This window comes from Streptomyces sp. NPDC048419 (genome assembly GCF_043200415.1).
Lineage (GTDB): Bacteria > Actinomycetota > Actinomycetes > Streptomycetales > Streptomycetaceae > Streptomyces.
The window spans coordinates 114,586-137,270 of record NZ_JBICXT010000002.1; the positions used below are offsets into that span (position 1 = coordinate 114,586).

Genomic DNA, 22,685 nt, shown 5'->3' on the forward strand with positions numbered 1-22,685 from the left:
AGGCGCAGGGCGGAGCCGGGATCACGGCTTGGCCGAACGGGACAGCACTCGCTCCCTGCCCGACGCGACCGTGTGCGTCCTGCCGCGGCTGCCGTAACCCGCCACGACCACCGCCGTCGCCGCCAGCACCAGCAGGGCCACCGTGCGCAGGGCCGGGCCCATGCCGTGGGAGAGGTCGGGGTGCGCGGACAGGACCGTGCCGGTGACGGCGACGCCGAGGGCCGCGCCCACCTCGCGGGCCGAGGTGCCGAGCCCCGAGCCGAGGCCGGCCCGGTCGGCGGGCAGCGCGGTGACGACGCCGAGGGTGAGAGCGGGCATCGACAGGCCCGTGCCGGCCGAGATGACCAGCAGCCAGCAGGCGTACGCCGGGTAGGGCGTGCCCGCGTCGGCGGTGGACGCGCCGAGCAGGCCCAGGCCGATCAGGGCGAGGCCGGCGCCGATCACCGGGCGCGGGTGCGAGGCCCAGCGCGCCGCCAGCTTCGGCACCAGCGCCATGCCGACGATCAGCGGGACGATCGCGACGCCGGTGACGGCCGGGCCGTAGCCCTTCACGCCTTGCAGATACTGCGAGTTGACGTAGAAGAGGGCGAAGAGGCCGAAGAAGCCGGTGGTCATGCCGAGGGAGGCGGCGCGCAGTTGGGGGGAGGAGAAGACGCGCGGGTCGAAGAGGGGGGTGCGGGAGCGCAGGGCATGGCGGGTGAAGGAGGCCGTCAGCAGGGCGCCCGCGACGAAGACGCCCACGATGCGCGGTGAACTCCAGCCGTACGCCGGTCCCTCGATGATGCCGAACAGCACGGCGACCAGGGCTGCGGTGAGCAGGAGGGTGCCGACGGGGTCGGGGTGGTTGCCGGGGACGCGCTCCGTGCGCGGTGTGCTGAACGCGACGGCGAGCGCGAGGAGCGCGGCCAGCGGGACCATCGCGCCGAACAGGGCGCGCCAGGTGAGGAATTGGCCCACCAGCCCGCCGCCCAGGTTGCCGAACATCCCGCCCAGGCCCATCGCCAGCGTCCAGGACGCCATGGCCTGGGCCCGGCGCTCGGGACCGGCCAGGCGCATCAGGATCGACATGGTGGCCGGCGTGATCAGCGCGGCGCCCGCGCCGGAGACGCCCCGGCCGGCGATGAGGGCCGCCGGGTCCCGCGCGAGCGCGCTGGTGGCGGCGCCCGCCGCGAACAGACCGAGACCGGTCAGCAGCGCGCCCTTGCGGCCGTAGCGGTCGCCGAGGGCGCCGGCCGGGATCAGCAGGGAGGCGAAGACGATGACGTAGGCGTCGACCGTCCACAGAACCTCGGTGTGAGAGGGGTGCAGGGAGGACGAACTCAGCTGCGGGATCAGGAGGTTGATGGCGGCGACCATGGACTGGGCGACCAGGACGCAGGCGCACATCGCCAGCAGTGTGGACCGTTTCAGGGCGTGCGAGGGCACGGCTCCTCCAAGGGAGTTCGGGCTGGTGTGGGATGCCCTGTCACCGTAGGCTCGGGTCCGCCCTGCACTCCAGTGCAACCTTTGCAAGGGATCGATGCGTGTGACGCAATCCGAGAGCCCTCCTGGTCCGGGAGGCGTGGACCTCAATCTGCTCGTCGCCCTCGACGTGCTCCTGGAGGAGCAGAGCGTGGGCGCCGCAGCGCGCCGGATGCATCTGTCCGAGCCCGCGATGAGCCGCACCCTCGGCCGGATCCGCAAGGCGCTCGGCGATCCCGTCCTGGTCCGGGCCGGGCGGCAGATGGTGCCCACGCCGCACGCGCTCGTGGTGCGGGCCGAGGTGAGCGCGGTGGTGGAGCGGGCCCGGGCGCTGTTCGCGCCCGGGCGGGACGCCGACCTCGCGACCGTGCGCCGCACGCTCACGATCATCGGGAGCGACGCCGTCGCGGCCACCCTGGCTCCCGCCCTCTTCGCCCGCGCCGCCGCCGAGGCCCCCGGCGTCCGGGTCCGGTTCCTCGCCGAGAGCCACGCCGACGAGCCGTACCTGCGCGAGGGCACCGCCGACCTGGAGGTCGGGGTCGTCGACACCGTCGCGCCCGAGGTGCATGTGGAGACCCTGCGCGAGGACCGGATGCTGGGCGCCGTACGGGCCGGGCACCCGTTGCTGGAGGGCGAGTTGACGGCCGCGCGGTTCGCCTCGGAGGTCGATCACCTGATCGTGTCACGGCGGGGCAGGCTGCACGGCCCGGTCGACGCCGCGCTCGCCGAACTCGGCCTGAAGCGCCGGGTGGTGGGCACGGTGGGCACCTTCCCGGCCTCCCTGTTCGTCCTGCGGGAGACCGATCTGACCGGGCTGATCACCTCCTGGTCGCTGCCGCTGGTGACCGCGCTGGGCCTGGTCGCCTACGACATACCGCTGCGGCTGCCGCCGCTGGAGGTCGGACTGGCCTGGCATCCGCGGCACGACGCCGATCCCGCGCACGCCTGGCTGCGGCGAGCCGTGCGGGAGTTGTTGGCCGCGTGGTCCGGGGGTGCCTAGCGTCGTTCGCCGGCCGCGGGTTCGTTGTCCAGCCGTTTCTCGAACCAGTGGTCCGCGTAGACGTGGTCGACGTAGGCCGGGATCTCGGTGTAGCCGGACGCCCGGTACATGGCCTGCGCCTCGGTGAGCGCGCGATGCGTGTCGAGCCGTACGACGAAGAGTCCGCGCTCGGCGGCGGCGCCCTCCAGCGCGGTGAGGATGCGGCGGGCCAGGCCCAGGCGCCGGGCGCCGGTGTGCACCCACACGTGCCGGATCTCGCCGACGCCCGGCTCCAGCCTGCGCAGCGCCCCGCAGCCCACCGGGCACTCCTCCTCGTACGCCACGAAGAACGCGCCCGCCTCGCCGGACACCTCCTCGGGCGACACCAGGTCGGACGGGTCGAAGCCCTCCGGGAAGCGCGCGCCGATGTCGGCTGCGTAGGCGTCCAGACAGGCGCGGGCGTCCGGGGCGGCGCCGTCGACGAGCTCGACGGTGATGGCGGCCAGCCGCAGCAGGCGCTGTGACGTGGTCATCGCCTCGATCAGCTGCGCGCGCCGGCCCGCGTCGAGGGTGTCGAGCAGACCCGCCGCCAGGGCGTCGGCCCGGCGGTTCTGCTCGTTCACCTCGATACGCCCGGCCGGGGTGAGCTCGATCATCCGCACCCGGCTGTCCTCCGGGTGCACGCTCACCCGGACCATGCCCTGCGCCTGAAGCGCCTTGGTCAGCCGGCTCAGATAGCCGGCGTCCAGGCCGAGCCGGGTCCTGAGCTCGCGCAGCGGCAGCCCGTCCCCGATCTCGAACAGCAGCCGCGCCTCGCCGAGCGGGCGGTCCTGGCCGAGGTAGTGGTCGTCCAGCACCCCGATGCGGCGCGTGAAGTAACGGTTGAACCGGCGGAGGGCCGCCACCTGTTCCGCAGACACTGCTTCCATATTTCTTTGACTTTAGTCAAAGAATTCTCGGGCGTCCACGGGTCGGCGGCAACCGGACGGTTTGCGGTGACCGGACGGTTTGCAGTGACACGGCGCACTTTGCATCCCGGACGCGCATGTATCCGAGGGCGGGGGGCAGGCGCTCCCGGTCCTTGTGGGTGACACCTGTGTCACTCACGGATGTGGAACAGGAACGGAAGGCAACACGGATCATGGCGGACAGAGCGGAAACCCAAGGGCTGGACGCGCAGGCGACCATCCACGTGGCGGGGGAGTGGCGAGAAGCCGTCTCCGGCGCCACGCGCGAGATTCTCGACCCGGCGGACGGACAGCCCTTCGCTCTGGTCGCGGAGGGTGACGAGAAGGACGTGGACCTGGCGGTCGCGGCGGCCCGCCGGGCCTTCGACGACGGCGACTGGCCCCGCACCCCGGTCGCCGGGCGCGCCGCCCTGCTGCGCCGCGTCGCCGACCTCCTGGTGCGCGACCGCGAACGGCTCGGCCGGCTGGAGAGCTGCGACGCCGGCAAGACCATCGAGGAGGGCCGGGTCGACATCGACTGTGTCGCCGACGCCTTCCGCTACTTCGCGGACCTGGTCGCGGGCGAGGCCCCCGGCCGGGTCGTGGACGCGGGCTCGCCCGACATCCACAGCGTCGTCGTGCACGAGCCCGTCGGCGTGTGCGCGCTGATCACGCCCTGGAACTACCCGCTGCTGCAGGCCAGCTGGAAGATCGCTCCGGCGCTCGCGGCGGGCAACACGTTCGTGGTCAAGCCGAGCGAGATCACCCCGCTGACCACCATCGCCCTGATCGACCTGCTCTCCGAGGCGGGGCTGCCCGCCGGGGTCGCGGGCATCGTCACCGGCCCCGGCCACTCGGTCGGCGCCCGGCTCGCCGAGCACCCCGACGTCGACCTGGTCTCCTTCACGGGCGGCCTGGTCAGCGGCACCAAGGTCGCCCAGGCCGCGGCCCCCACGGTGAAGAAGGTCGCCCTCGAACTCGGCGGCAAGAACCCCAACGTCGTCTTCGCCGATGCCTGCGCGACGGACGAGGACTTCGACACGGCCGTCGACCAGGCCCTGAACGCCGCCTTCATCCACAGCGGCCAGGTCTGCTCGGCCGGCGCCCGCCTGATCGTCGAGGAGTCCGTGCGCGAGCGCTTCGTCGCCGAGCTCGCCCGCCGGGCCGGCCGGATCCGGCTCGGCCGCGGCAGCGAGGACGGCGTCGAGTGCGGCCCCCTCGTCTCCGAGCAGCAGCGCGCCAAGGTCGAGGCGTACGTCGCCTCCGCGCTGGAGGAGGGCGCTGTGCTGCGCACCGGCGGCAGGCGGCCCGAGGCCACGCCGCAGCGGCCCGCCGGCGGCTTCTTCTACGAGCCCACGGTCCTCGACCAGTGCCACCGCGAGATGCGCGTCGTACGCGAGGAGGTCTTCGGGCCCGTCCTCACCGTGGAGACCTTCCGCACCGAGGACGAGGCGGTCGCCCTCGCCAACGACACCGAGTACGGCCTCGCGGGCGCCGTGTGGACCACGGACGCCGGCCGGGCCCGCCGCGTCGCGGGACGGCTGCGCCACGGCACCGTCTGGATCAACGACTTCCACCCCTATCTGCCGCAGGCGGAGTGGGGAGGCTTCGGCAAGAGCGGCACGGGCCGGGAGCTCGGCCCCGCCGGTCTCGCCGAGTACCGCGAGACGAAGCACGTCTACCAGAACCTCGCGCCGAAGCCGGTGCGCTGGTTCGCGGGCTGAGCCGCGCTCGCCCCACGGAGCCTCCCCCACACCCCTTGGAGCACCACCCCTCATGCCCGAGAACACCCAGATATACGACTACGTCGTCATCGGCGGCGGCACGGCGGGCTCCGTCATCGCCTCCCGCCTCACCGAGAACCCCGACGTCACCGTCGCCGTCGTCGAGGGCGGCCCCAGCGACGTCGGCCGCGAGGACGTCCTGACGCTGCGCCGCTGGATGGGCCTGCTCGGCGGCGAGCTGGACTACGACTACCCCACCACCGAGCAGCCGCGCGGCAACTCCCACATCCGGCACAGCCGCGCCCGCGTCCTCGGCGGCTGCTCCTCGCACAACACGCTCATCGCCTTCAAGCCGCTGCCCTCCGACTGGGACGAGTGGGAGGAGGCCGGCGCCAAGGGCTGGGGCGCGGTGCCGATGGAGGCGTACTACGCCCGCCTGCTGAACAACATCGTCCCGGTCGACGAGAAGGACCGGAATCCCATCGCCCGTGACTTCGTCGACGCAGCTCGGCATGCGACGGGGGTGCCCCGGATCGAGGGCTTCAACCGCGCCCCGTTCGCCGACGGCGCCGGCTTCTTCGACCTCGCCTACCACCCCGAGAACAACAAGCGCTCGTCGGCGTCGGTGGCGTATCTGCACCCGGTGATGGACGAGCGCGAGAACCTGACGATCCTGCTGGAGACCTGGGCGTTCCGGCTCGAGCTGAACGGCACCCGCGCCGAGGGCGTGCACGTGCGCACCAAGGACGGCGAGGAGATCCTCGTCAAGGCCCGGAGCGAGGTGCTGCTCTGCGCCGGCGCCGTCGACTCCCCCCGGCTGCTGCTGCACTCGGGCATCGGCCCGAAGGCGGACCTCCAGGCGCTCGGCATCCCCGTCGCGCACGACCTGCCGGGCGTCGGCGAGAACCTGCTCGACCACCCCGAGTCGGTGATCGTCTGGGAGACGGACGGGCCGATCCCGGAGAACTCCGCGATGGACAGCGACGCCGGTCTGTTCGTGCGCCGCGACCCCGAACACGCGGGCCCGGACCTGATGTTCCACTTCTACCAGGTCCCCTTCACGGACAACCCGGAGCGCCTGGGCTACGAACGCCCGCCGCACGGCGTCTCGATGACCCCCAACATCCCCAAGCCGAAGAGCCGCGGCCGCCTCTACCTGACGAGCGCCGACCCGTCGGTCAAGCCCGCCCTCGACTTCCGCTACTTTACCGACGAGGACGACTACGACGGCCGCACCCTCGTCGACGGCATCAAGATCGCCCGCGAGATCGCGAGGACCGAGCCGCTGGCCGGCTGGCTCAAGCGCGAGGTGGCCCCCGGGCCGCACCTCACGAGCGACGAGGAACTGAGCGAGTACGCCCGCAAGGTCGCGCACACCGTGTACCACCCCGCGGGCACCTGCCGTATGGGAGCCGTGGACGATCCGCAGGCCGTCGTCGACCCGGAGCTGAGGATCCGCGGCCTGGACGGCATCCGCGTCGCCGACGCCTCCGTGTTCCCGACCATGACCGCCGTGAACCCGATGATCGGAGTGCTGATGGTCGGGGAGAGGGCCGTAGACCTGATGGGAAGTGGTGCGTGATGAGTACCCCGGTTTTCTCCGTGGAGGGGCTGTGGAAGGTGTTCGGCCCGAAGGCCGACCGCGTCCCCGGCGACCCCGAGCTGACCTCGCTGGAACCCGCCGAACTGCGTTCCCGCACCGGCTGCACGGCCGCCGTCCGTGACGTCTCCTTCGACGTCCACAAGGGCGAGGTCTTCGTGGTGATGGGCCTGTCCGGCTCGGGCAAGTCCACCCTCGTGCGCTGTCTGACCCGGCTCATCGAGCCGACCGCGGGCTCGATCGCCATCGACGGCGAGGACGTCCGCGCCATGGACAGGTCCCGGCTGCGCGAACTGCGCCGCCATCGCGCCGCGATGGTCTTCCAGCACTTCGGCCTGCTGCCGCACCGCACGGTCCTCGACAACGTGGCCTACGGCCTGGAGATCCAGGGCGTGAGCCGGGCCGAGCGGCGCAGCCGCGCCCAGGAGGTCGTCGCCAAGGTCGGCCTGGAAGGCATGGAGCAGCGCCGCCCGGCCCAGCTCTCCGGCGGCCAGCGCCAGCGCGTGGGCCTGGCCCGGGCGCTCGCGGTGGACCCCGAGGTCCTGCTGTTCGACGAGCCGTTCAGCGCGCTCGACCCGCTGATCCGGCGGGACATGCAGGAGGAGGTGATCCGCCTGCACCGCGAGGAGGGCCGCACCATGGTCTTCATCACGCACGACCTCTCCGAGGCGCTGAAGCTGGGCGACCGCATCGCCCTGATGCGCGACGGCCGCGTGGTGCAGCTCGGCACCCCGGAGGAGATCGTCGGCAACCCCGCCGACGACTACGTCCGCGAGTTCGTCCGTGACGTGGCGCGCGAGCAGGTCATGACGGTCCGTACGGCGATGCGGCCCGGCGGCTGCGACGGGACGGAGCATCCCGGCGCGCTCGACCCGGGCGAGGTCGTCGCCGACGCCATCAAGGTCGTCGCCCGCAGCGGCAAGCCCGCCTGTGTCGTGGAGGACGGCCGCTGTCTCGGCGTCGTCGACCACGAGCGCCTCCTCGGGGTGGTGGCGGGAACGGAGCCGCAGAAGGAGGCGGTCTGATGGCCACGGTCACCGCATCCGCCCCGCGCCTCGCGCTGCCCGGGGTCCTCAGGCACCACGCCGTGCGCAAGCTGCTGCTGCTCGGGCTCGCCGCGGCGGTCCTCGTGCCGCTCGCCGACGCCCGCTGGGCGAGCGGCAGCTGGCCGCACGCCCTCACCGTCGACGTGTCCAAGCCGCTCGCCGACGCCAGCAACTGGATCATCGACAACCGCGACAGCCACCCGCTGTTCCTCTACTTCTTCGGCTACATCAGCAACGCGGTCGTGATCTCCGTTCACGCCGTCTACCTGCTGCTCCTCGGGGCCGGCTGGGCCGGTGTCACGGCGATCGGCGCCCTCGTCGCCTGGCGCGTCGCCGGAGTGCGCCTCGCCCTCGGCACGACCGTCGCGTTCCTGGCCTGCGGGCTGCTCGGCATGTGGGTGCCGACCATGCAGACGCTCGCCCTCATGGTGGTCGCCGTGCTCGTGTCGGTGATCGTCGGACTCGTGCTCGGCCTCGCCGCCGGCCTCTCCGACCGCTTCGACCGGGCGCTGCGCCCCGTCCTGGACACCATGCAGGTGCTCCCGGCCTTCGCGTATCTGCTGCCCGTGGTGCTGGTCTTCGGCATCGGCGTCCCCGCCGCCGTCCTCGCCACCGTCGTCTACGCCGCCCCGCCCATGGCCCGCCTCACCGCGCTCGGCCTGCGCGGCGCCGACAAGGAGGTGCTGGAGGCGGTCGAGTCGCTCGGCGCCACCGCACCCCAGCGCCTGCTGACCGCCCGTCTTCCGCTGGCCCGCAAGGAACTCCTGCTGGGCCTGAACCAGACGATCATGATGGCGCTGTCGATGGCCGTCATCGCCTCCGTCATCGGCGCCGGCGGCCTCGGAGACCGCGTCTACCAGGCGCTGGCCTCGGTCGACGTGGGCGCCGCCCTCGAGGCCGGCATCCCGATCGTGCTGCTGGCCGTCGTTTTGGACCGCATCACCGGCGCGGCGGGCGAGAACGCCGGCGAGGAGCCCGGAAGCCGGCTCGGATGGCTCTACGCGGCCGTCGCCGCCGTCGCCGTCGCGCTCGCCGGACGGCTGGCCGGACGCCTCGACTGGCCCGACGCCTGGACCGTGAACCTCGCCGAGCCGGTCAACCGCGCCGTCGACTGGATGACCGCGCACCTGTACTCGGGCGTCCCCGTCGTGGGCGGCACCGCGGACTGGGCGGGCCACTTCACCACCTGGGCGCTCGACCCTGTCCGCAGCGGCCTGCAGTGGCTGCCCTGGTGGTCGGTCCTGCTGCTGGTGGCCGCGCTCGCCTGGCTGATCGGCACCTGGCGCACCGCGCTCACCGCGGTCCTCGCGATGGCCGCGATCGGCGTGCTCGGTGTGTGGAAGCCGTCGCTCGACACGCTCTCCCAGGTGCTCGCCGCCGTCGCCGTCACGCTCGTCCTGGGCTTCGCGATCGGCATCGCGGCGGCCCGCAGCGACCGCTTCGAACGGGCGCTGCGCCCGGTCCTGGACGTCTTCCAGACGATGCCGCAGTTCGTGTACCTGATCCCGGTCGTGGCGCTCTTCGGTGTGGGCCGCGCCCCGGCGGTCGCCGCGGCGGTCGTCTACGCGTTGCCCGCCGTCGTCCGCATCACCGCGCAGGGCCTGCGCCAGGTCGACCCGGCGGCACTGGAGTCGGCCCGCTCGCTCGGCGCGAGCAGCGCCCAGCAGCTGCGCCAGGTCCAACTCCCGCTCGCCCGGCCCGCATTGCTGCTCGCCCTCAACCAGGGCGTGGTCCTGGTCCTCGCCGTCGTCATCATCGGCGGGCTGGTCGGCGGAGGCGCCCTCGGCTACGACGTCGTCTTCGGCCTCGCGCAGGGCGACCTGGCGACCGGTCTGGTGGCCGGTGCCGCCATCGTGTGCCTGGGGCTGATGCTGGACCGGGTGACGCAGCCGACCCGGCGCCGCACGAAGGAGGGTGTCTGACATGGCATTGCACCTGAACCGCAGGGCGGCCCTGATCGCCTCCTCGGCCGCGGCGCTCTCCCTCCTCACCGGCTGCGGCGCCGCCGACATGACCAAGCAGGCGTCCCCCTTCGCCAACGCGCAGGGCGCCAAGACCGTGACCCTGTCCGTGCAGTCGTGGGTCGGCGCCCAGTCCAACGTCGCCGTCGCCCAGTACCTGCTGGAGCACAAGCTCGGCTACCGCGTCGACACCGTCCAGGTCGACGAGGTGCCCGCCTGGGACGCGCTCAGCCAGGGCCGGGTCGACGCGATCCTGGAGGACTGGGGCCACCCCGACCAGGAGAAGCGGTACGTCACCGACAAGAAGACGATCACGCGTGGCGGCGGGCTCGGGGTGACCGGCCACATCGGCTGGTACGTGCCGACCTACCTGGTCAAGCAGCACCCCGACATCACCGACTGGAGGAACCTCGACAAGTACTCCTCGCTGTTCCGCACCCCGGAGAGCGGCGGCAAGGGCCAGCTGATGGACGGCTCCCCGTCCTATGTCACCAACGACAAGGCCCTGGTGAACAACCTGAAGCTGAACTACCAGGTGGTGTTCGCCGGTTCGGAGGCCGCGCAGATCACCCAGATGAAGCAGTTCGCCAAGGAGAAGAAGCCCTTCCTGACGTACTGGTACGCGCCGCAGTGGCTCTTCAAGAAGGTCCCCATGACCGAGGTGAAGCTGCCGGCGTACAAGGAGGGCTGCGACGCGGACGCGGCGAAGGTCGCCTGCGCCTATCCGCACACCCCGCTGCAGAAGTACCTCAACGCCGGCTTCTCGAAGAACGGCGGCAAGGCGGCGGCCTTCCTGAAGAAGTTCAAGTGGACGACCGAAGACCAGAACGAGGTCTCCCTGATGATCGCCGACCAGAAGATGACGCCGGACCAGGCGGCGAAGAAGTGGGTGGACAGCCACGCGTCCACCTGGAAGGCGTGGCTGTCCTGATCAGCGGCGCGTGTTCAGTTCGTCGGCCATCCCGCGCAGCGCCAGCGCCGCCCGCCGCTGCAGCCCCGGCCCGAACGTGACGCGAGTGGCCCCGAGTTCACCGAGTTCGGTGGGCGAGGGGCCCTTGCCGTCCAGGGTGCCGTGCACGTTGACCGGTCCCTGGATGCCGGACCGCAGCAGCGGCAGTGCGTCCGCCGGGGCGCCGATCGGATAGACGCAGTCGGCACCCGCGGCGACGTACAACGCGGCCCGCTCGATGGCCCGGTCGGGACTGCGCTCACCGCGGATGAAGGTGTCGACGCGGGCGTTGACGAAGAGCTGGTCACCGGCCGCCGCCCGCACCTCGGCGAGCCAGTCCGCGTGCTCCCGCGGGTCCTTGAGAACTCCGTTGCGGGAGTCCTCGAGGTTGCAGCCCACGGCTCCCGTCTCCAGCAGCCGCTCCACCAACTCCTTGGGCGCCAGCCCGTATCCGCCCTCGATGTCCGCCGACACCGGCACGTCCACGGCCCGTACGACGCGCGCCACCGCGGCGAACATCTCCTCGGCCGGGGTCGAGCCGTCCTCGTGCCCGAGGGAGGCGGCGACCCCCGCACTCGGCGTCGCGAGCGCGGGGAAGCCGGCCTCGGCGCACACCCGCGCGCTGACCGCGTCCCAGGGCCCGGGAAGCACGAGGGGATCGCCCGGGAGCCGGCCCCGGTGCAGTGCGCGGAAGACCTCCACCTTGCTCACGGCGTGTAACCCCCCGGCGGGATACGGCGGCTGACCATCACGCGGTTCCAGTTGTTGATGGCCACGATCAGGGCGATGAGGTGCGCGAGCCGGGGCTCGTCGAAGTGTCCCGCGGCCCGCTCGTAGACGTCGTCCGGCACGAAACCCTCGGTCAGAACGGTCACGGCCTCGGTCAGCGCGAGCGCGGCCCGCTCCCGCTCGTCGTAGACGTCCTCGGTCTCCTCCCAGGCGGCGAGCAGATCCAGCTGACGCTCGCTCACCCCGTGCTTGCGCGCGACGGCGAGATGCATGTCCAGGCAGAACGCGCAGTGGTTGAGCTGCGAGGCCCGGATCACCACCAGCTCGGCGAGCGCGGCGTCGCCGAGCCCCCGCTTCGCGGTCGCGCTGAGCGCGGAGAAGGCCTGCGCGACCCCGCGGTCGAGAACCGTCGTGCGGCTCATCGGTGCTGCCCCGCCTCGTAGTGGCCCGGAGCCATCCGGCAGCTCACACCGAACCGGTTCCAGGCGTTGATCACGGTGATCGCGGCGATCAGCTGCGCCAGCTCGGCCTCCTCGAAGTGCTTGGCCGCGTGGTCGTACACCTCGTCCGTGACGAAGCCGTCGGTCAGGACGGTCACCGCGTCGGTCAGCGCGAGAGCCGCGAGCTCCTTCTCCGTGTAGAAGTGCGCCGACTCCTCCCACGCGCCGAGCTGGACGATCCGCTCCACGCTCTCGCCGGCCGCCAGCGCGTCCTTGGAGTGCATGTCCAGGCACAGGGCGCAGTGGTTGAGCTGCGAGGCGCGGATCTTCACCAGCTCCAGCAGCCGGGGTTCGACCCCCTGCCGGGCAGCCACGTCGAGGCGGAGCATCGCCTTGTAGACCTCGGGTGCGTGCTGGGCCCAGCGCAGCCGGGGCTCGTGTTCGGGGGCGTATTCGACGGTCTCCTGTGTCGTCATACCCACGACCCTAGAAGCAGGGCAGCCCACAGGTATGGTCCAGTTCCATGGCGAAATCATGGGCCACTCCGGGCGTCGACCTTCATCTGGAGCCGACCGGGCCGAGGGTGCGCCGGGGCCTGACCGACGCCCTGCGCGAGGCCGTCCGCACCGGCCGGCTGTCCCCCGGCACCCGGCTGCCTTCCTCCCGCGCCCTCGCCGCCGACCTGGGCATCGCCCGCAACACCGTCGCCGACGCCTACGCCGACCTGGTCGCCGAGGGCTGGCTCACCGCACGGCAGGGCTCGGGCACCCGTGTGGCGGCGAGGGTACCCACTCCTTCCGCACAGTGGGGGAGCACGGCCGTCCCGCCCACCGGCATCGCACCGCATCCCCGCCCCCGCAGCCGCCCCGCCTACGACCTGCTCCCCGGCGTGCCCGACCTCTCCTCCTTCCCCCGCGCCGAGTGGCTCAAGGCCGCCCGCCGCGCCCTCGCCGCCGCCCCGAACGAGGCCTTCGACTACGGCGATCCGCGAGGCCGCGTCGAGCTGCGCAGCGCCCTCGCCGGCTACCTCGCCCGCGCCCGGGGCGTACGCGCCGACCCCGGGCGCATCCTGGTCTGCGCGGGCATCTCGCACGGCCTGCAGATCCTCGGCGCCATGCTGCGGGCGCGCGGCGCGAGCACGGTGGCCGTGGAGTCGTACGGCCTCGACGTGCACTGGCGGCTGCTGGCGGGCACCGGCCTGCGGACCGTCCCGCTGCCCTTCGACGAACGGGGCACCGATCCTGGGCAGTTGACGGACCAGGGCGCCGTCCTCCTCACCCCCGCCCACCAGTTCCCCATGGGCGGCACCTTGCACCGCGACCGCCGCGCGGCCGTCGTCGACTGGGCACGCCGCACCGGCGGACTGGTCGTGGAGGACGACTACGACGGCGAGTTCCGCTACGACCGCCAGCCCGTCGGCGCCCTCCAGGGCCTGGACCCCGACCACGTCGTCTACGCGGGCACCGCCAGCAAGTCCCTCGCCCCCGGCCTCCGGCTGGCCTGGCTGGTGCTCCCGCCGGGCCTCGTGGAGGAGGCGGCACGGGCGAAGGGCGGCAAGGACATGTGCGGCGCCCTCGACCAGCTGACCCTCGCCGAATTCCTCAACTCCGGCGCCTACGACCGCCACGTGCGCGCCGCCCGTCTGCGCTACCGGCGCCGCCGCGACGCGCTGGTCGCCGAGCTCGCGCGCCGCGCCCCGCAGGTCCACGCGACCGGTATCGCGGCCGGCCTGCACGTGGTGCTCCGCCTGCCCCCCGGCACCGAACAGGCCACACTACGGGCGGCCTCCTGGCAGGACCTCGCCGTGCACGGCCTGCACCGCTACCGGCACCCCGACGCCCCGGCCGATCCACTGGACGCCCTGGTCGTGGGCTACGGAACGCCACCGGACCACGCATGGTCGGGAGCGCTGGAGGCGTTGTGCGCGGCGCTGCCGGAAGCGGACGGGGAGGGATCTACGGGGTCGCCCTCGCCGGGACCGTGATCGCTCCCTCCACCTCGCGCGGACTCGAAAGGCCCGGAGCGTACGGGCGGGCCCTCACGCCGTTTCTTCCACCTCCGGCGCCTCGCCGAACCGGGCCAGCGCCAGTGCCCCCGCGACGGCGATCATGAAGCCCAGGACCGCCAGCCAGGCCAGGCCCTCCCGGGTGCGGTCCCCGAGCCACACCACGCCCACCAGGGCCGGTCCGATCGTCTCGCCGATCACCATTCCGGCCGTCGCCGTGGTGACCGAGCCGCGCTGGAGGGCCGAGGTCAGCAGCAGGAAGGCGCCGCCTCCGCCGAGGAGGAGCGCGTACGTCGCCGGGTTGGTGAGCAGGCCCGACGGCTGGAGCGAGTCGATCAGCCGCACCGACACCTCCACGACCCCGAACCCGCACCCCGCCCCCGAACCGAGCACCAGCGCCCGCCCGCGCCCGCTCCAGCGCCCGCCGAACAGCCCGAGCAGCAGCACCAGTACGGCGATCGCGAGCATCACCCACTTCAGCGCCGCAGGCCCCTCGCTGTCGCCCTCGGCACCGGACGCCAGCCCCAGCATCGCGAGCCCGGCGCACACCACGCCGACCGCGGCCCACTCCACCCCGCTCAGCCGCACCCGCAGCAGCCGCGCCGCCACCACCCCGGTGACCGCGAGGCTGGACGCGAGCGCCGCCGCGACCGCGTAGATCGGGATCGACCGCAACGCGGCGATCTGGAGCAGGAATCCCAGCCCGTCGAGCGCCAGTCCGGCCAGATACCGCCACTGCCGCAGGGCCCGGAGCAGCAGCGCCGCCTCCCCGCCCCCGCCCCCTTCCGCACTCGCCGCCCGCGCGGCGACCGCCTGCAGCACCGTCGCGGTGCCGAAGCAGACCGCCGCCCCAAGCGCGCACAGCATCCCAAAGATCACAAAGCGACTGTAGGGGAGGCCGGGCACCGATGGGGCCCTTCGGTGTGTGCTCACACTGATCTCTAGGCTGGCCCCCTGACATCGCACGACCGACATCGCGCGACGAGCACAGCAACGGGGAGACAGGACATGGCGGACGCACGCCGGCAACTTCGCTCGGGCACGGTCGTACTCGGCGGCATGGGACTTCTCGCCGCGGCCCTCACCGCCTGCTCCTCGGACCCCGACAAGCGCTGCGTGGACCGCGACAGTTACAACCTCGCCAAGGGCTACAAGGTCGTCTCCGACAAGAACTGCACGTCCACCAAGACCTCGGCCAACGGAACCTGGTACTACGGCGGCAGCAAGAAGGGCTCCTGGGTCGAGGACGGCTCCTTCACCAAGCCCCGCAAGGCCTCCGGCGGTTCGGGCGGCTCCGGCGGCGGCCACGGTGTCTCCCGCGGCGGCTTCGGCGGCGGCAAGGGAAGCTCCGGCGGCTGAGCCCGGACGCGAACCACACCATGCGACGTCACACCATCACCCCTCGCCCCGGCTGGCAGCAGACCGTCGAGGAGCAGGGACTCATCTACCCGCTCACCCGTCACCCCGACGACTCCCTGCGCCCGTACTGGGACGAGAGCGCCTACTACTCCTTCAGCCTCGACGAGGTGGAGGCGCTGGAGGAGACCGTCGAGGAACTCCACCGCATGTGCCTGGCGGCGGCCGACCACATCGTCACCGCCGGCCGCTTCGCCGACCTGGGCATCACCGACCCCCGCGTGGCCGGTGCGATCGCCGACGCCTGGCGCCGACGCGACGAACTCCCCTCGGTCTACGGCCGTTTCGACCTCCGCTACGACGGCACCGGCCCGGCGAAGCTCCTGGAGTACAACGCCGACACCCCCACCTCCCTGGTCGAGGCCGCCTCCCCGCAGTGGTTCTGGATGGAGGAGCGCTTCCCGGGCGCCGACCAGTGGAACTCCCTCCACGAGCGTCTCGTCGCCGCCTGGAAGAAGCAGTCAGCCCTCCTCCCGCCGGGCAGCCCCCTCTACTTCGCGCACTCCTCGGACGACGAACTCGGCGAGGACCTGATGACGGTCGCCTACCTCAAGGAAACCGCCGAGCAGGCCGGCCTGGACACGGACTGGATCTCCATGGAGGAGATCGGCTGGGACTCCCTCTCCGGCCGTTTCGTCGACAATCAACTCCGCTTCATCCGCAGCTGCTTCAAGCTCTATCCCTGGGAGTGGCTCACCACCGACAGTTTCGCGGGCCATGTCCTCGACACCCTCGACAACGGCGGCGGCACGGGCTCGACGATGTGGATCGAGCCCGCCTGGAAGATGCTCCTCAGCAACAAGGCCCTCCTGGCGATCCTCTGGGAGCTCCACCCGGGCCACCCCAACCTCCTCCCGGCCTACCTCGACGGCCCCCGCGACCTGGCGAGCACCACGGGATACGTCGCCAAACCCCTGCTCGGCCGCGAAGGCGCCGGCGTGACGATCCATGAACCCGAACCCGAACCCGAACCTGGACCCGGCACCGGGTCGGCCGGCGACGAAGCAGTCCCGCCGGTCCGCGAAGGGGCCCGCTGCTACCAGCAGTTGGCCCCACTGCCCGACTTCGACGGCAACCGCGTCGTCCTCGGCGCCTGGGTCGTGGAGGACGAGTCCGCGGGCCTCGGCATCCGCGAGTCGTCCGGCCTGATCACGGACGAGTACGCCCGCTTCCTGCCGCACGTGATCCTTTAGGAGCTTCCCGGCGGCGCGGAGTGCGCGTCGGCGGCGCCGATCGGGCTCTCCGCAGCAGTCATGGGATCTCCAGAAAGCGCAGGGTGCTGAGGGTGCCGCCACTTCCGCCGTCGCTCGCATGGTGGACGCGGGACCTCGGCCCTCCGGCCCGCCCGGTAGGCTGACCGACGGGCCGTGACTGGCGCGCTGGGATGGGACCGACCATCGGGGAGCGGCCCGTGAAGCGAGCGAGTGCCGTGCGCCTGGGCCAAACCGTGAACCGTGAATGCTTCAAGCCACGCCACCCGGAGGCCGACGACATGTCAGAGCAGCAGCCCCTCTCCACCGAGTCCACCGCCTTCCGTGCCGCCCTCGACGTGATCAGGTCCGTCGAGCCGCGCGTCGCCGACGCCATCGGCCAGGAGGTGCACGACCAGCGCGAGATGCTGAAGCTGATCGCCTCCGAGAACTACGCCTCCCCGGCCACCCTTCTCGCGATGGGCAACTGGTTCAGCGACAAGTACGCCGAGGGCACCATCGGCCGTCGCTTCTACGCCGGCTGCCGCAACGTCGACACCGTCGAGTCCCTTGCCGCCGAGCACGCCAAGGAGCTCTTCGGCGCCCGCCACGCCTACGTCCAGCCGCACTCCGGCATCGACGCCAACCTGGTCGCCTTCTGGTCCGTCCTCGCCCAGCGCGTGGAGATTCCGGCGCTGGAGAAGGCCGGCGTCCGCCAGGTCAACGACCTCTCCGACGCCGACTGGGCCGAGCTGCGCCAGGCCTTCGGCAACCAGCGCATGCTCGGCATGTCCCTGGACGCCGGCGGCCACCTCACCCACGGCTTCCGCCCGAACATCTCCGGCAAGATGTTCGACCAGCGCTCCTACGGCACCGACCCCTCGACGGGCCTGGTCGACTACGAGGCGCTGCGCGAGTCGGCCCGTGAGTTCAAGCCGCTCATCATCGTCGCCGGCTACTCCGCCTACCCGCGTCTCGTGAACTTCCGCATCATGCGCGAGATCGCCGACGAGGTCGGGGCGACCCTGATGGTGGACATGGCGCACTTCGCCGGCCTGGTCGCGGGCAAGGTGCTGACCGGCGACTTCGACCCGGTCCCGCACGCCCAGATCGTCACGACCACCACCCACAAGTCGCTGCGCGGCCCGCGCGGCGGCATGGTGCTGTGCGACGACTCCCTCAAGGACCAGGTCGACCGCGGCTGCCCGATGGTCCTCGGCGGCCCGCTCCCGCACGTCATGGCCGCCAAGGCCGTCGCCCTCGCCGAGGCCCGCCGGCCCGAGTTCCAGGACTACGCCCAGCGCATCGTCGACAACTCACGCGCTCTCGCGGAGGGCCTGATGCGCCGTGGTGCCAACCTGGTCACCGGCGGCACCGACAACCACCTCAACCTGATCGACGTCGCCACCTCCTACGGCCTCACCGGCCGCCAGGCCGAGGCCGCGCTCCTCGACTCCGGCATCGTCACCAACCGCAACGCCATCCCGGCCGACCCCAACGGCGCCTGGTACACCTCCGGCATCCGCATCGGCACCCCCGCCCTGACCACGCGTGGCCTGGGCACCGGCGAGATGGACGAGGTCGCGGGCCTCATCGACCGTGTCCTCACCAGCACGGAGCCGGGCACCACCAGCAAGGGCACCAAGTCGAAGGCGCAGCACATCCTCGACCCGAAGATCGCGGACGAGATCTCGCACCGCGCCACCGACCTCGTGGCCGGCTTCCCGCTGTACCCGGAGATCGACCTGGGCTGACACGCCCTCTCTGGAGTTTTCAAAGATCCGGGACTCCGCGAGGTCCATGACGGTCGAGGCCGAATCCGCGACGGTCAGAGATCGATGAGTTCCTGTCGTGGCTCCTCCCGCGGCGGTCCGGCCCCTGGCCGGGCCGCCGCGCGGCGTATCAGCAGCGTGCCGCCGGCCCCGGCCACGAGCCCCACGGCCAGCCCCGGCACCGCCCACCAGCGACTGCCCCGGCCGCCCCCGTCCCCCGCGGTCTTCCGTGCGGTGGCCCCGTCCCCTCCCCGTCCGCCCGCGGACGCGCTCCCGCCGAGCCCGGCGAGCACCTTCTCCCGCTCCAGCTCCACGAAGATCGAGCGCGGCGCCCGGTGCCAGCGGATGTCGTCGTCCTGGATGTCCGGCGCCGGATCCGTCCGTATCCAGGGCGTGCCGTCCGCCGCCACCACCAGCTGGTCCTGCCGCTCGACCGCCACGTCACCGCCTGGCGCACGATCCGTCTGCGGCCAGCCTCCGACCCCCGTGAGCCCCCAGATCACGGTGAAGTCCGCCGGCGGATATCGACCCTCGGCCCACGCCTGCGGCACCCGCTCCGTTCCTGTGTAGTCCGGCCGCAGCAGCTGCCGGAGGTGGGCGAAGGCAGCCTGGCCGGAGCGCAGCACCGTCGTCCGCCCCGTCCCGCCCGCGATGACCATCGCCAGATCGGGGACCTTCCGGTCCTGTGCCGCAGTCGCCGTCGCTGTCTCCACCGCCGTCGCCGCGTGTGCCCGAACCGCCGCTCCAGTCCGGGGCTCCGCCACCGCCGCCGCATCGCTCACCGCCCCGCACAGCACCAGCGCTGCCACCGTCGGCACAAGCGCCACCAGCCTGGACGTGACCGGCATGCTCCGACCCGCCATGCATCCCCCTCCGCTTCTCATGGATCACGCAGCTCCTGCCTGGGCCCGCTCTCCCGCGCACGCCTCCAGCGGTCGACCGGCACCCGCGAGGCGAACGGCCTCAGGACCAGGACCAGCACGACCCCCGCAGCCACGCCCGGCAGCGTCCACCACCAACCCGCCCGCCAGTTGACGCCGTGGCCCGTCCCGGGCGTACCTGCTCGCGCAGACGTCGTGTCCACGGCCGGACCCGGAGCGGCCGTCGCGCTCGGCTCCTGCGACGACCAGGGCGCCGGGAAGATGCCTCCGTAGCCGTCAGCGGTCGTCTTGCCCATCACGCCCAACCGCCCGAGCAGAGTGCGCAGCCGGGCAGGGTGTTCGACGCGGTGCCAGTAGCCGTTCATGCTGTCCGGCACGTCGGTCGCAGTGTGAATCCACACGGCCCCGGAACCCGATCCGCCGGGGTAGACCCGGTCCATGCGCCAGGGCCAGATGTCGTGCGCCATCCACGTGACGTTGATCTGGCGCTCGCCTTCCAACTCCCGCCCCGGAGGCCTCTCCTTGGTCCCGACACCGGACGGGCCGAGTAACTCCTGGAGGTCCCCGTACGCCTTGTCCGGGTAGTACAGCGCGGAGGCCTCCGCGCTCTGCGGCGATGTCACCAGTACACTCGTCGGCCCGCCGGCCGAAGCGGAGGACGCGCCCCACGCCATCAGGGTGAGCATCACCGCCAACGCGCCTGCCGGCGCCGCCAGTTCACGGACCCCGCGCCTCCGTCCACGCATGCCGTCCCCCAACCAGAAAGTCCCGCGCGACCCGTCCCCGAACCGCATGTCACTTCTGGTACACCGCCCGACCCGCCGGGGTTCCCGGTTCCGGCGAACTATGTGGAGGACCGGGTCGACGGTGCCTCCACCGACTTGGCGATCCGCACCGCCCGCTCCTTGGACGTGACACCCTCCAGCCGCAGCGTCACGCCGCCGTCCCCCGTCCCATGGGTCCACAGCAACGTCGGCCCGGCGGTCCGCTCCGCACGGGTGAAGCGGTGCCCGTCCGCGTCCACCAGCCAGAAGCTCAGCAGATGCGGCTCGGGGAACCACAGGGCGAAGTCCTGCGTGCCTCCGGGCGATGTCCGCCCGTCCAGCGGGAGCCACTCCGGGGGCTCCGGCAATCTCTTGGCGAAGCCGATGTCCAGCCAGGCCGGGAACTCGTCCAGCCGGACCGTGCGCCCGCCCTCCCGCCAGCACAGGCTCACCAGGAACCGGCCGTGCGGTTCGTCGGTCACCGCCACCGTGTCCGGCATGCCGAGCGCGTCCGGCACCAACGGCTCGAAGCCGGCCCGCTGCTGGGCCTGTCCGAGCGACACCGACCTGCCGCAGCCGGGAACGACGGCTCCGGGCGAGGGCACCGCCGACGGGTCGTACCGCACCTCGACCCCGCCGAAGTCGAACCAGTCCATGACCGCCGCCCGCACCGGGGGCGTGAGCGCGAGCACCGTCAGCAGACCGCACAGGGCCGCGGTCACCGACCGCCACCGCAGCCGCGTCCAGTGCCGGACCGCGCGCAGCCGCCCACGGGCGCCCCGGGGCTCGGCCGCGGGGACCGGCAGCTGCTCGGCCAGTATCTGTCCCAGCACGCGCTCGACCATCGTCTCGGAGCCGAGAGGATCACCGGCGCCCTCCGCACCGCTCGCCCCGGGCGCCTCCAGCGACCTGCCCAGCGCCCGCAGCTCGTCCGGCAGCCCGGACGCGCCGCCGTCACGGCGCCGCCCGCGGACCCGTCCTCGCCACCCCGGACCCCCGTCACCGGCACGGCCACACCCGCCCTCGCCGTCGTACGCATTCCGTCCCTCACCCACGCTCATCACCCCCTTCCCGAGGCTCGACATCCGGCAGGAGCCGGCCCAGCTTGCGCAGGGCGCGGTTGAGGCGGGACTTGACCGTCCCGCGCGGCCAGCCCAGGGCCTGGGCGGTCTCGGACTCGTCCATCTCCAGGAGGTAGCGATAGGTGACGACCAGGCGGTGCTCCTCGCTCAGCCGCTCCAGGGCCGCGAGGAGGGCGGTGCGGCGCTCCGTCTCCAGCGTCGCCATCGCCGGGTCCGCCGATTCCGGTATCAGCGGCTCCGCCTCCGCGAAGGCCGCCTCCCGGCCGGCGAGCGTGCGCTGCCGCGCCGCCGTGCGCACTGTGTTCCTCGTCTCATTGGCGACGATCGACAGCAGCCAGGGCCTGAAGGCCGCGCCCTCCCGGAACCTGCCCAGCGCGCAGTACGCCTTCACGAAGGCCTGCTGCACCACGTCCTCCGCGTCCGCCCCCGCCCCGAGCGCGGTGGCCGCTCTGAGCGCGATGCCCGTATGGGCCCGCACCAGGTCCGCGTACGCCTCCGGCTCTCCGGCGCGTACGCGTGCGATCACCGCGGCCTCATCGACGATGCGGCCCCCCTCCCGCGTCCTCACACCCTTGTTACACCGCAGGAAGCAGATCGGTTCCCGTCTGTTTCCGACCACTTCCGGATCGGGGCCCAAGACCTGAGAGAATGGTGAGCATGGCCTCTGATCGTCCCCGCGTGCTCTCCGGAATCCAGCCCACCGCAGGCTCGTTCCACCTCGGCAACTACCTCGGCGCCGTCCGCCAGTGGGTCGCCCTGCAGGAGTCCCACGACGCGTTCTACATGGTCGTCGACCTGCACGCGATCACGATTCCCCAGGACCCGGCGGAGCTGCGCGCGAACACCCGGCTGGCCGCCGCCCAGCTCCTCGCGGCCGGTCTCGACCCCGAGCGCTGCACGCTGTTCGTCCAGAGCCATGTCCCCGAGCACGCCCAGCTGGCCTGGGTCATGAACTGCCTCACCGGCTTCGGCGAGGCGAGCCGCATGACCCAGTTCAAGGACAAGTCCGCCCGGCAGGGCGCCGACCGCGCGAGTGTCGGCCTGTTCACGTACCCGATCCTCCAGGTCGCTGACATCCTGCTCTACCAGGCCAACGAGGTCCCGGTCGGCGAGGACCAGCGCCAGCACGTCGAGCTGACCCGTGACCTCGCCACGCGCTTCAACGGCCGCTTCGGCGAGACCTTCACGATCCCGAAGCCGTACATCCTCAAGGAGACGGCGAAGATCTACGACCTGCAGGACCCGTCGATCAAGATGAGCAAGTCGGCGTCCACGCCGAAGGGCCTGATCAACCTCCTCGACGAGCCGAAGGCCACCGCGAAGAAGGTCAAGAGCGCGGTCACCGACACCGACACCGTCATCCGCTACGACGTCGCGGACAAGCCCGGCGTCAGCAACCTGCTCACCATCTACTCGACCCTCACCGGCAGGTCCGTCGCCGACCTGGAGCGCGACTACGAGGGCAAGATGTACGGCGCGCTGAAGACGGACCTCGCCGAGGTCATGGTCGAGTTCGTGACGCCCTTCCGGGAGCGCACCCAGCAGTATCTGGACGACCCGGAGACGCTGGACGCGCTTCTGGCCAAGGGCGCCGAGAAGGCGCGAGCGGTCGCCGCGGAGACCCTCGCCCAGACGTACGACAAGGTGGGCTTCCTGCCCGCCAAGCACTGACGCGCACCACCGCCCACGGGCACCGTTCGGCAGAGCGCTGCACATCACTACGGTTGCGCGTGCCCACG

21 protein-coding genes and 1 riboswitch are annotated in these 22,685 nt (G+C 72.2%); of the genes, 11 read left to right on the forward strand and 10 right to left on the reverse strand.

Going from position 1 to position 22,685, the window contains the following annotated elements; translation table 11 throughout:
• Positions 1-21: 21 nt before the first annotated feature.
• Entirely contained in the window at positions 22-1,425 is a 1,404-nt protein-coding gene (locus tag ACGFYN_RS04450) for an MFS transporter (RefSeq protein WP_393864248.1), read from the reverse strand.
• Between the two features lie 94 nt (positions 1,426-1,519).
• Here ACGFYN_RS04450 and ACGFYN_RS04455 point away from each other — a divergent pair, with 94 nt between their 5' ends.
• The gene (locus ACGFYN_RS04455) at positions 1,520-2,461 is read left to right on the forward strand and encodes a LysR family transcriptional regulator (RefSeq protein ID WP_393864249.1); all 942 of its coding nucleotides are present in this window, start codon (positions 1,520-1,522) and stop codon (positions 2,459-2,461) included.
• On the opposite strand, the gene ACGFYN_RS04460 is transcribed toward ACGFYN_RS04455, so the two are convergent.
• A complete protein-coding gene (locus tag ACGFYN_RS04460) occupies positions 2,458-3,369 on the reverse strand; it encodes a GNAT family N-acetyltransferase (RefSeq protein WP_393864250.1) in 912 nt (303 codons plus the stop codon). The genes ACGFYN_RS04455 and ACGFYN_RS04460 overlap by 4 nt on opposite strands.
• Positions 3,370-3,581: 212 nt before the next feature.
• Between ACGFYN_RS04460 and ACGFYN_RS04465 the strand changes: the two genes are divergently transcribed.
• From ACGFYN_RS04465 to ACGFYN_RS04485, 5 genes are read left to right on the forward strand one after another with little or no spacing between them, the layout of a single operon-like run.
• Positions 3,582-5,111, forward strand: coding sequence for an aldehyde dehydrogenase family protein (locus tag ACGFYN_RS04465; RefSeq protein WP_393864251.1), 1,530 nt, complete (start codon positions 3,582-3,584; stop codon positions 5,109-5,111).
• Between the two features lie 52 nt (positions 5,112-5,163).
• A complete protein-coding gene (locus ACGFYN_RS04470) occupies positions 5,164-6,693 on the forward strand; it encodes a GMC family oxidoreductase (protein ID WP_393864252.1) in 1,530 nt (509 codons plus the stop codon).
• Positions 6,693-7,736, forward strand: coding sequence for a glycine betaine/L-proline ABC transporter ATP-binding protein (locus ACGFYN_RS04475; protein ID WP_393864253.1), 1,044 nt, complete (start codon positions 6,693-6,695; stop codon positions 7,734-7,736). Before ACGFYN_RS04470 ends, ACGFYN_RS04475 begins: the two co-directional genes overlap by 1 nt.
• The gene (locus ACGFYN_RS04480; RefSeq protein WP_393864254.1) at positions 7,736-9,679 is read left to right on the forward strand and encodes an ABC transporter permease; all 1,944 of its coding nucleotides are present in this window, start codon (positions 7,736-7,738) and stop codon (positions 9,677-9,679) included. The genes ACGFYN_RS04475 and ACGFYN_RS04480 overlap by 1 nt, the downstream gene beginning before the upstream one ends.
• Before the next feature lies 1 nt (position 9,680).
• Entirely contained in the window at positions 9,681-10,649 is a 969-nt protein-coding gene (locus tag ACGFYN_RS04485; protein ID WP_393864255.1) for an ABC transporter substrate-binding protein, read from the forward strand.
• Here the strand turns inward: ACGFYN_RS04485 and ACGFYN_RS04490 are convergent, their stop codons facing one another.
• From ACGFYN_RS04490 to ACGFYN_RS04500, 3 genes are read right to left on the reverse strand one after another with little or no spacing between them, the layout of a single operon-like run.
• Complete coding sequence (locus ACGFYN_RS04490; RefSeq protein ID WP_393864256.1) at positions 10,650-11,378, reverse strand: isocitrate lyase/phosphoenolpyruvate mutase family protein; 729 nt, start codon at positions 11,376-11,378, stop codon at positions 10,650-10,652.
• The gene (locus ACGFYN_RS04495; protein ID WP_393864257.1) at positions 11,375-11,818 is read right to left on the reverse strand and encodes a carboxymuconolactone decarboxylase family protein; all 444 of its coding nucleotides are present in this window, start codon (positions 11,816-11,818) and stop codon (positions 11,375-11,377) included. The genes ACGFYN_RS04490 and ACGFYN_RS04495 overlap by 4 nt, the downstream gene beginning before the upstream one ends.
• Positions 11,815-12,312 (reverse strand): carboxymuconolactone decarboxylase family protein, encoded by a 498-nt coding sequence (locus ACGFYN_RS04500; RefSeq protein ID WP_393864258.1) that lies wholly within the window; start codon positions 12,310-12,312, stop codon positions 11,815-11,817. Before ACGFYN_RS04500 ends, ACGFYN_RS04495 begins: the two co-directional genes overlap by 4 nt.
• Before the next feature lie 47 nt (positions 12,313-12,359).
• On the opposite strand from ACGFYN_RS04500, the gene ACGFYN_RS04505 reads away from it, so the two are divergent.
• Entirely contained in the window at positions 12,360-13,820 is a 1,461-nt protein-coding gene (locus ACGFYN_RS04505) for a PLP-dependent aminotransferase family protein (protein ID WP_393864259.1), read from the forward strand.
• 54 nt (positions 13,821-13,874) lie between these two features.
• Here the strand turns inward: ACGFYN_RS04505 and ACGFYN_RS04510 are convergent, their stop codons facing one another.
• On the reverse strand, positions 13,875-14,708 hold the full coding sequence (locus tag ACGFYN_RS04510; protein WP_393864845.1) for a hypothetical protein: 834 nt from the start codon (positions 14,706-14,708) through the stop codon (positions 13,875-13,877).
• 141 nt (positions 14,709-14,849) lie between these two features.
• Here ACGFYN_RS04510 and ACGFYN_RS04515 point away from each other — a divergent pair, with 141 nt between their 5' ends.
• The 3 genes from ACGFYN_RS04515 (at position 14,850) to ACGFYN_RS04525 (ending at position 18,201) form a co-directional block, all read left to right on the forward strand.
• On the forward strand, positions 14,850-15,200 hold the full coding sequence (locus ACGFYN_RS04515; protein ID WP_393864260.1) for a hypothetical protein: 351 nt from the start codon (positions 14,850-14,852) through the stop codon (positions 15,198-15,200).
• A 20-nt stretch (positions 15,201-15,220) separates the two neighbouring features.
• Positions 15,221-16,450, forward strand: a complete 1,230-nt coding sequence (locus ACGFYN_RS04520) for a glutathionylspermidine synthase family protein (protein WP_393864261.1) — start codon at positions 15,221-15,223, stop codon at positions 16,448-16,450.
• A gap of 164 nt (positions 16,451-16,614) precedes the next feature.
• Positions 16,615-16,705: riboswitch (ZMP/ZTP riboswitch) on the forward strand.
• A gap of 44 nt (positions 16,706-16,749) precedes the next feature.
• Complete coding sequence (locus ACGFYN_RS04525) at positions 16,750-18,201, forward strand: glycine hydroxymethyltransferase (RefSeq protein WP_393864262.1); 1,452 nt, start codon at positions 16,750-16,752, stop codon at positions 18,199-18,201.
• A gap of 74 nt (positions 18,202-18,275) precedes the next feature.
• Here the strand turns inward: ACGFYN_RS04525 and ACGFYN_RS04530 are convergent, their stop codons facing one another.
• The 4 genes from ACGFYN_RS04530 to ACGFYN_RS04545 all read right to left on the reverse strand — a co-directional run bounded on the left by ACGFYN_RS04530 (position 18,276) and on the right by ACGFYN_RS04545 (position 21,472).
• Positions 18,276-19,082 carry a hypothetical protein gene (locus tag ACGFYN_RS04530; protein WP_393864263.1) on the reverse strand — a complete coding sequence of 269 codons (807 nt, stop codon included), beginning with the start codon at positions 19,080-19,082 and terminating at the stop codon, positions 18,276-18,278.
• A 17-nt stretch (positions 19,083-19,099) separates the two neighbouring features.
• Positions 19,100-19,846 carry a hypothetical protein gene (locus ACGFYN_RS04535; RefSeq protein ID WP_393864264.1) on the reverse strand — a complete coding sequence of 249 codons (747 nt, stop codon included), beginning with the start codon at positions 19,844-19,846 and terminating at the stop codon, positions 19,100-19,102.
• Positions 19,847-19,944: 98 nt separating this feature from the next.
• Positions 19,945-20,925, reverse strand: a complete 981-nt coding sequence (locus ACGFYN_RS04540) for a hypothetical protein (protein WP_393864265.1) — start codon at positions 20,923-20,925, stop codon at positions 19,945-19,947.
• On the reverse strand, positions 20,912-21,472 hold the full coding sequence (locus ACGFYN_RS04545; RefSeq protein WP_393864266.1) for an RNA polymerase sigma factor: 561 nt from the start codon (positions 21,470-21,472) through the stop codon (positions 20,912-20,914). Before ACGFYN_RS04545 ends, ACGFYN_RS04540 begins: the two co-directional genes overlap by 14 nt.
• Before the next feature lie 131 nt (positions 21,473-21,603).
• On the opposite strand from ACGFYN_RS04545, the gene trpS reads away from it, so the two are divergent.
• Entirely contained in the window at positions 21,604-22,617 is a 1,014-nt protein-coding gene (gene trpS / locus ACGFYN_RS04550) for a tryptophan--tRNA ligase (protein ID WP_393864267.1), read from the forward strand.
• Positions 22,618-22,685: the final 68 nt, after the last annotated feature.

Bases quoted from the DNA above. Each gene is read 5' to 3' on its own strand.
- ACGFYN_RS04455 (WP_393864249.1), top strand. From the start codon at position 1,520: ATGCGTGTGACGCAATCCGAGAGCCCTCCTGGTCCGGGAGGCGTGGAC.
- ACGFYN_RS04460 (WP_393864250.1), bottom strand. From the start codon at position 3,369: ATGGAAGCAGTGTCTGCGGAACAGGTGGCGGCCCTCCGCCGGTTCAAC.
- ACGFYN_RS04465 (WP_393864251.1), top strand. From the start codon at position 3,582: ATGGCGGACAGAGCGGAAACCCAAGGGCTGGACGCGCAGGCGACCATC.
- ACGFYN_RS04470 (WP_393864252.1), top strand. From the start codon at position 5,164: ATGCCCGAGAACACCCAGATATACGACTACGTCGTCATCGGCGGCGGC.
- ACGFYN_RS04475 (WP_393864253.1), top strand. From the start codon at position 6,693: ATGAGTACCCCGGTTTTCTCCGTGGAGGGGCTGTGGAAGGTGTTCGGC.
- ACGFYN_RS04480 (WP_393864254.1), top strand. From the start codon at position 7,736: ATGGCCACGGTCACCGCATCCGCCCCGCGCCTCGCGCTGCCCGGGGTC.
- ACGFYN_RS04485 (WP_393864255.1), top strand. From the start codon at position 9,681: ATGGCATTGCACCTGAACCGCAGGGCGGCCCTGATCGCCTCCTCGGCC.
- ACGFYN_RS04495 (WP_393864257.1), bottom strand. From the start codon at position 11,818: ATGAGCCGCACGACGGTTCTCGACCGCGGGGTCGCGCAGGCCTTCTCC.
- ACGFYN_RS04500 (WP_393864258.1), bottom strand. From the start codon at position 12,312: ATGACGACACAGGAGACCGTCGAATACGCCCCCGAACACGAGCCCCGG.
- ACGFYN_RS04505 (WP_393864259.1), top strand. From the start codon at position 12,360: ATGGCGAAATCATGGGCCACTCCGGGCGTCGACCTTCATCTGGAGCCG.
- ACGFYN_RS04510 (WP_393864845.1), bottom strand. From the start codon at position 14,708: ATGCTGTGCGCGCTTGGGGCGGCGGTCTGCTTCGGCACCGCGACGGTG.
- ACGFYN_RS04515 (WP_393864260.1), top strand. From the start codon at position 14,850: ATGGCGGACGCACGCCGGCAACTTCGCTCGGGCACGGTCGTACTCGGC.
- ACGFYN_RS04520 (WP_393864261.1), top strand. From the start codon at position 15,221: ATGCGACGTCACACCATCACCCCTCGCCCCGGCTGGCAGCAGACCGTC.
- ACGFYN_RS04525 (WP_393864262.1), top strand. From the start codon at position 16,750: ATGTCAGAGCAGCAGCCCCTCTCCACCGAGTCCACCGCCTTCCGTGCC.
- ACGFYN_RS04530 (WP_393864263.1), bottom strand. From the start codon at position 19,082: ATGGCGGGTCGGAGCATGCCGGTCACGTCCAGGCTGGTGGCGCTTGTG.
- ACGFYN_RS04535 (WP_393864264.1), bottom strand. From the start codon at position 19,846: ATGCGTGGACGGAGGCGCGGGGTCCGTGAACTGGCGGCGCCGGCAGGC.
- ACGFYN_RS04540 (WP_393864265.1), bottom strand. From the start codon at position 20,925: ATGAGCGTGGGTGAGGGACGGAATGCGTACGACGGCGAGGGCGGGTGT.
- trpS (WP_393864267.1), top strand. From the start codon at position 21,604: ATGGCCTCTGATCGTCCCCGCGTGCTCTCCGGAATCCAGCCCACCGCA.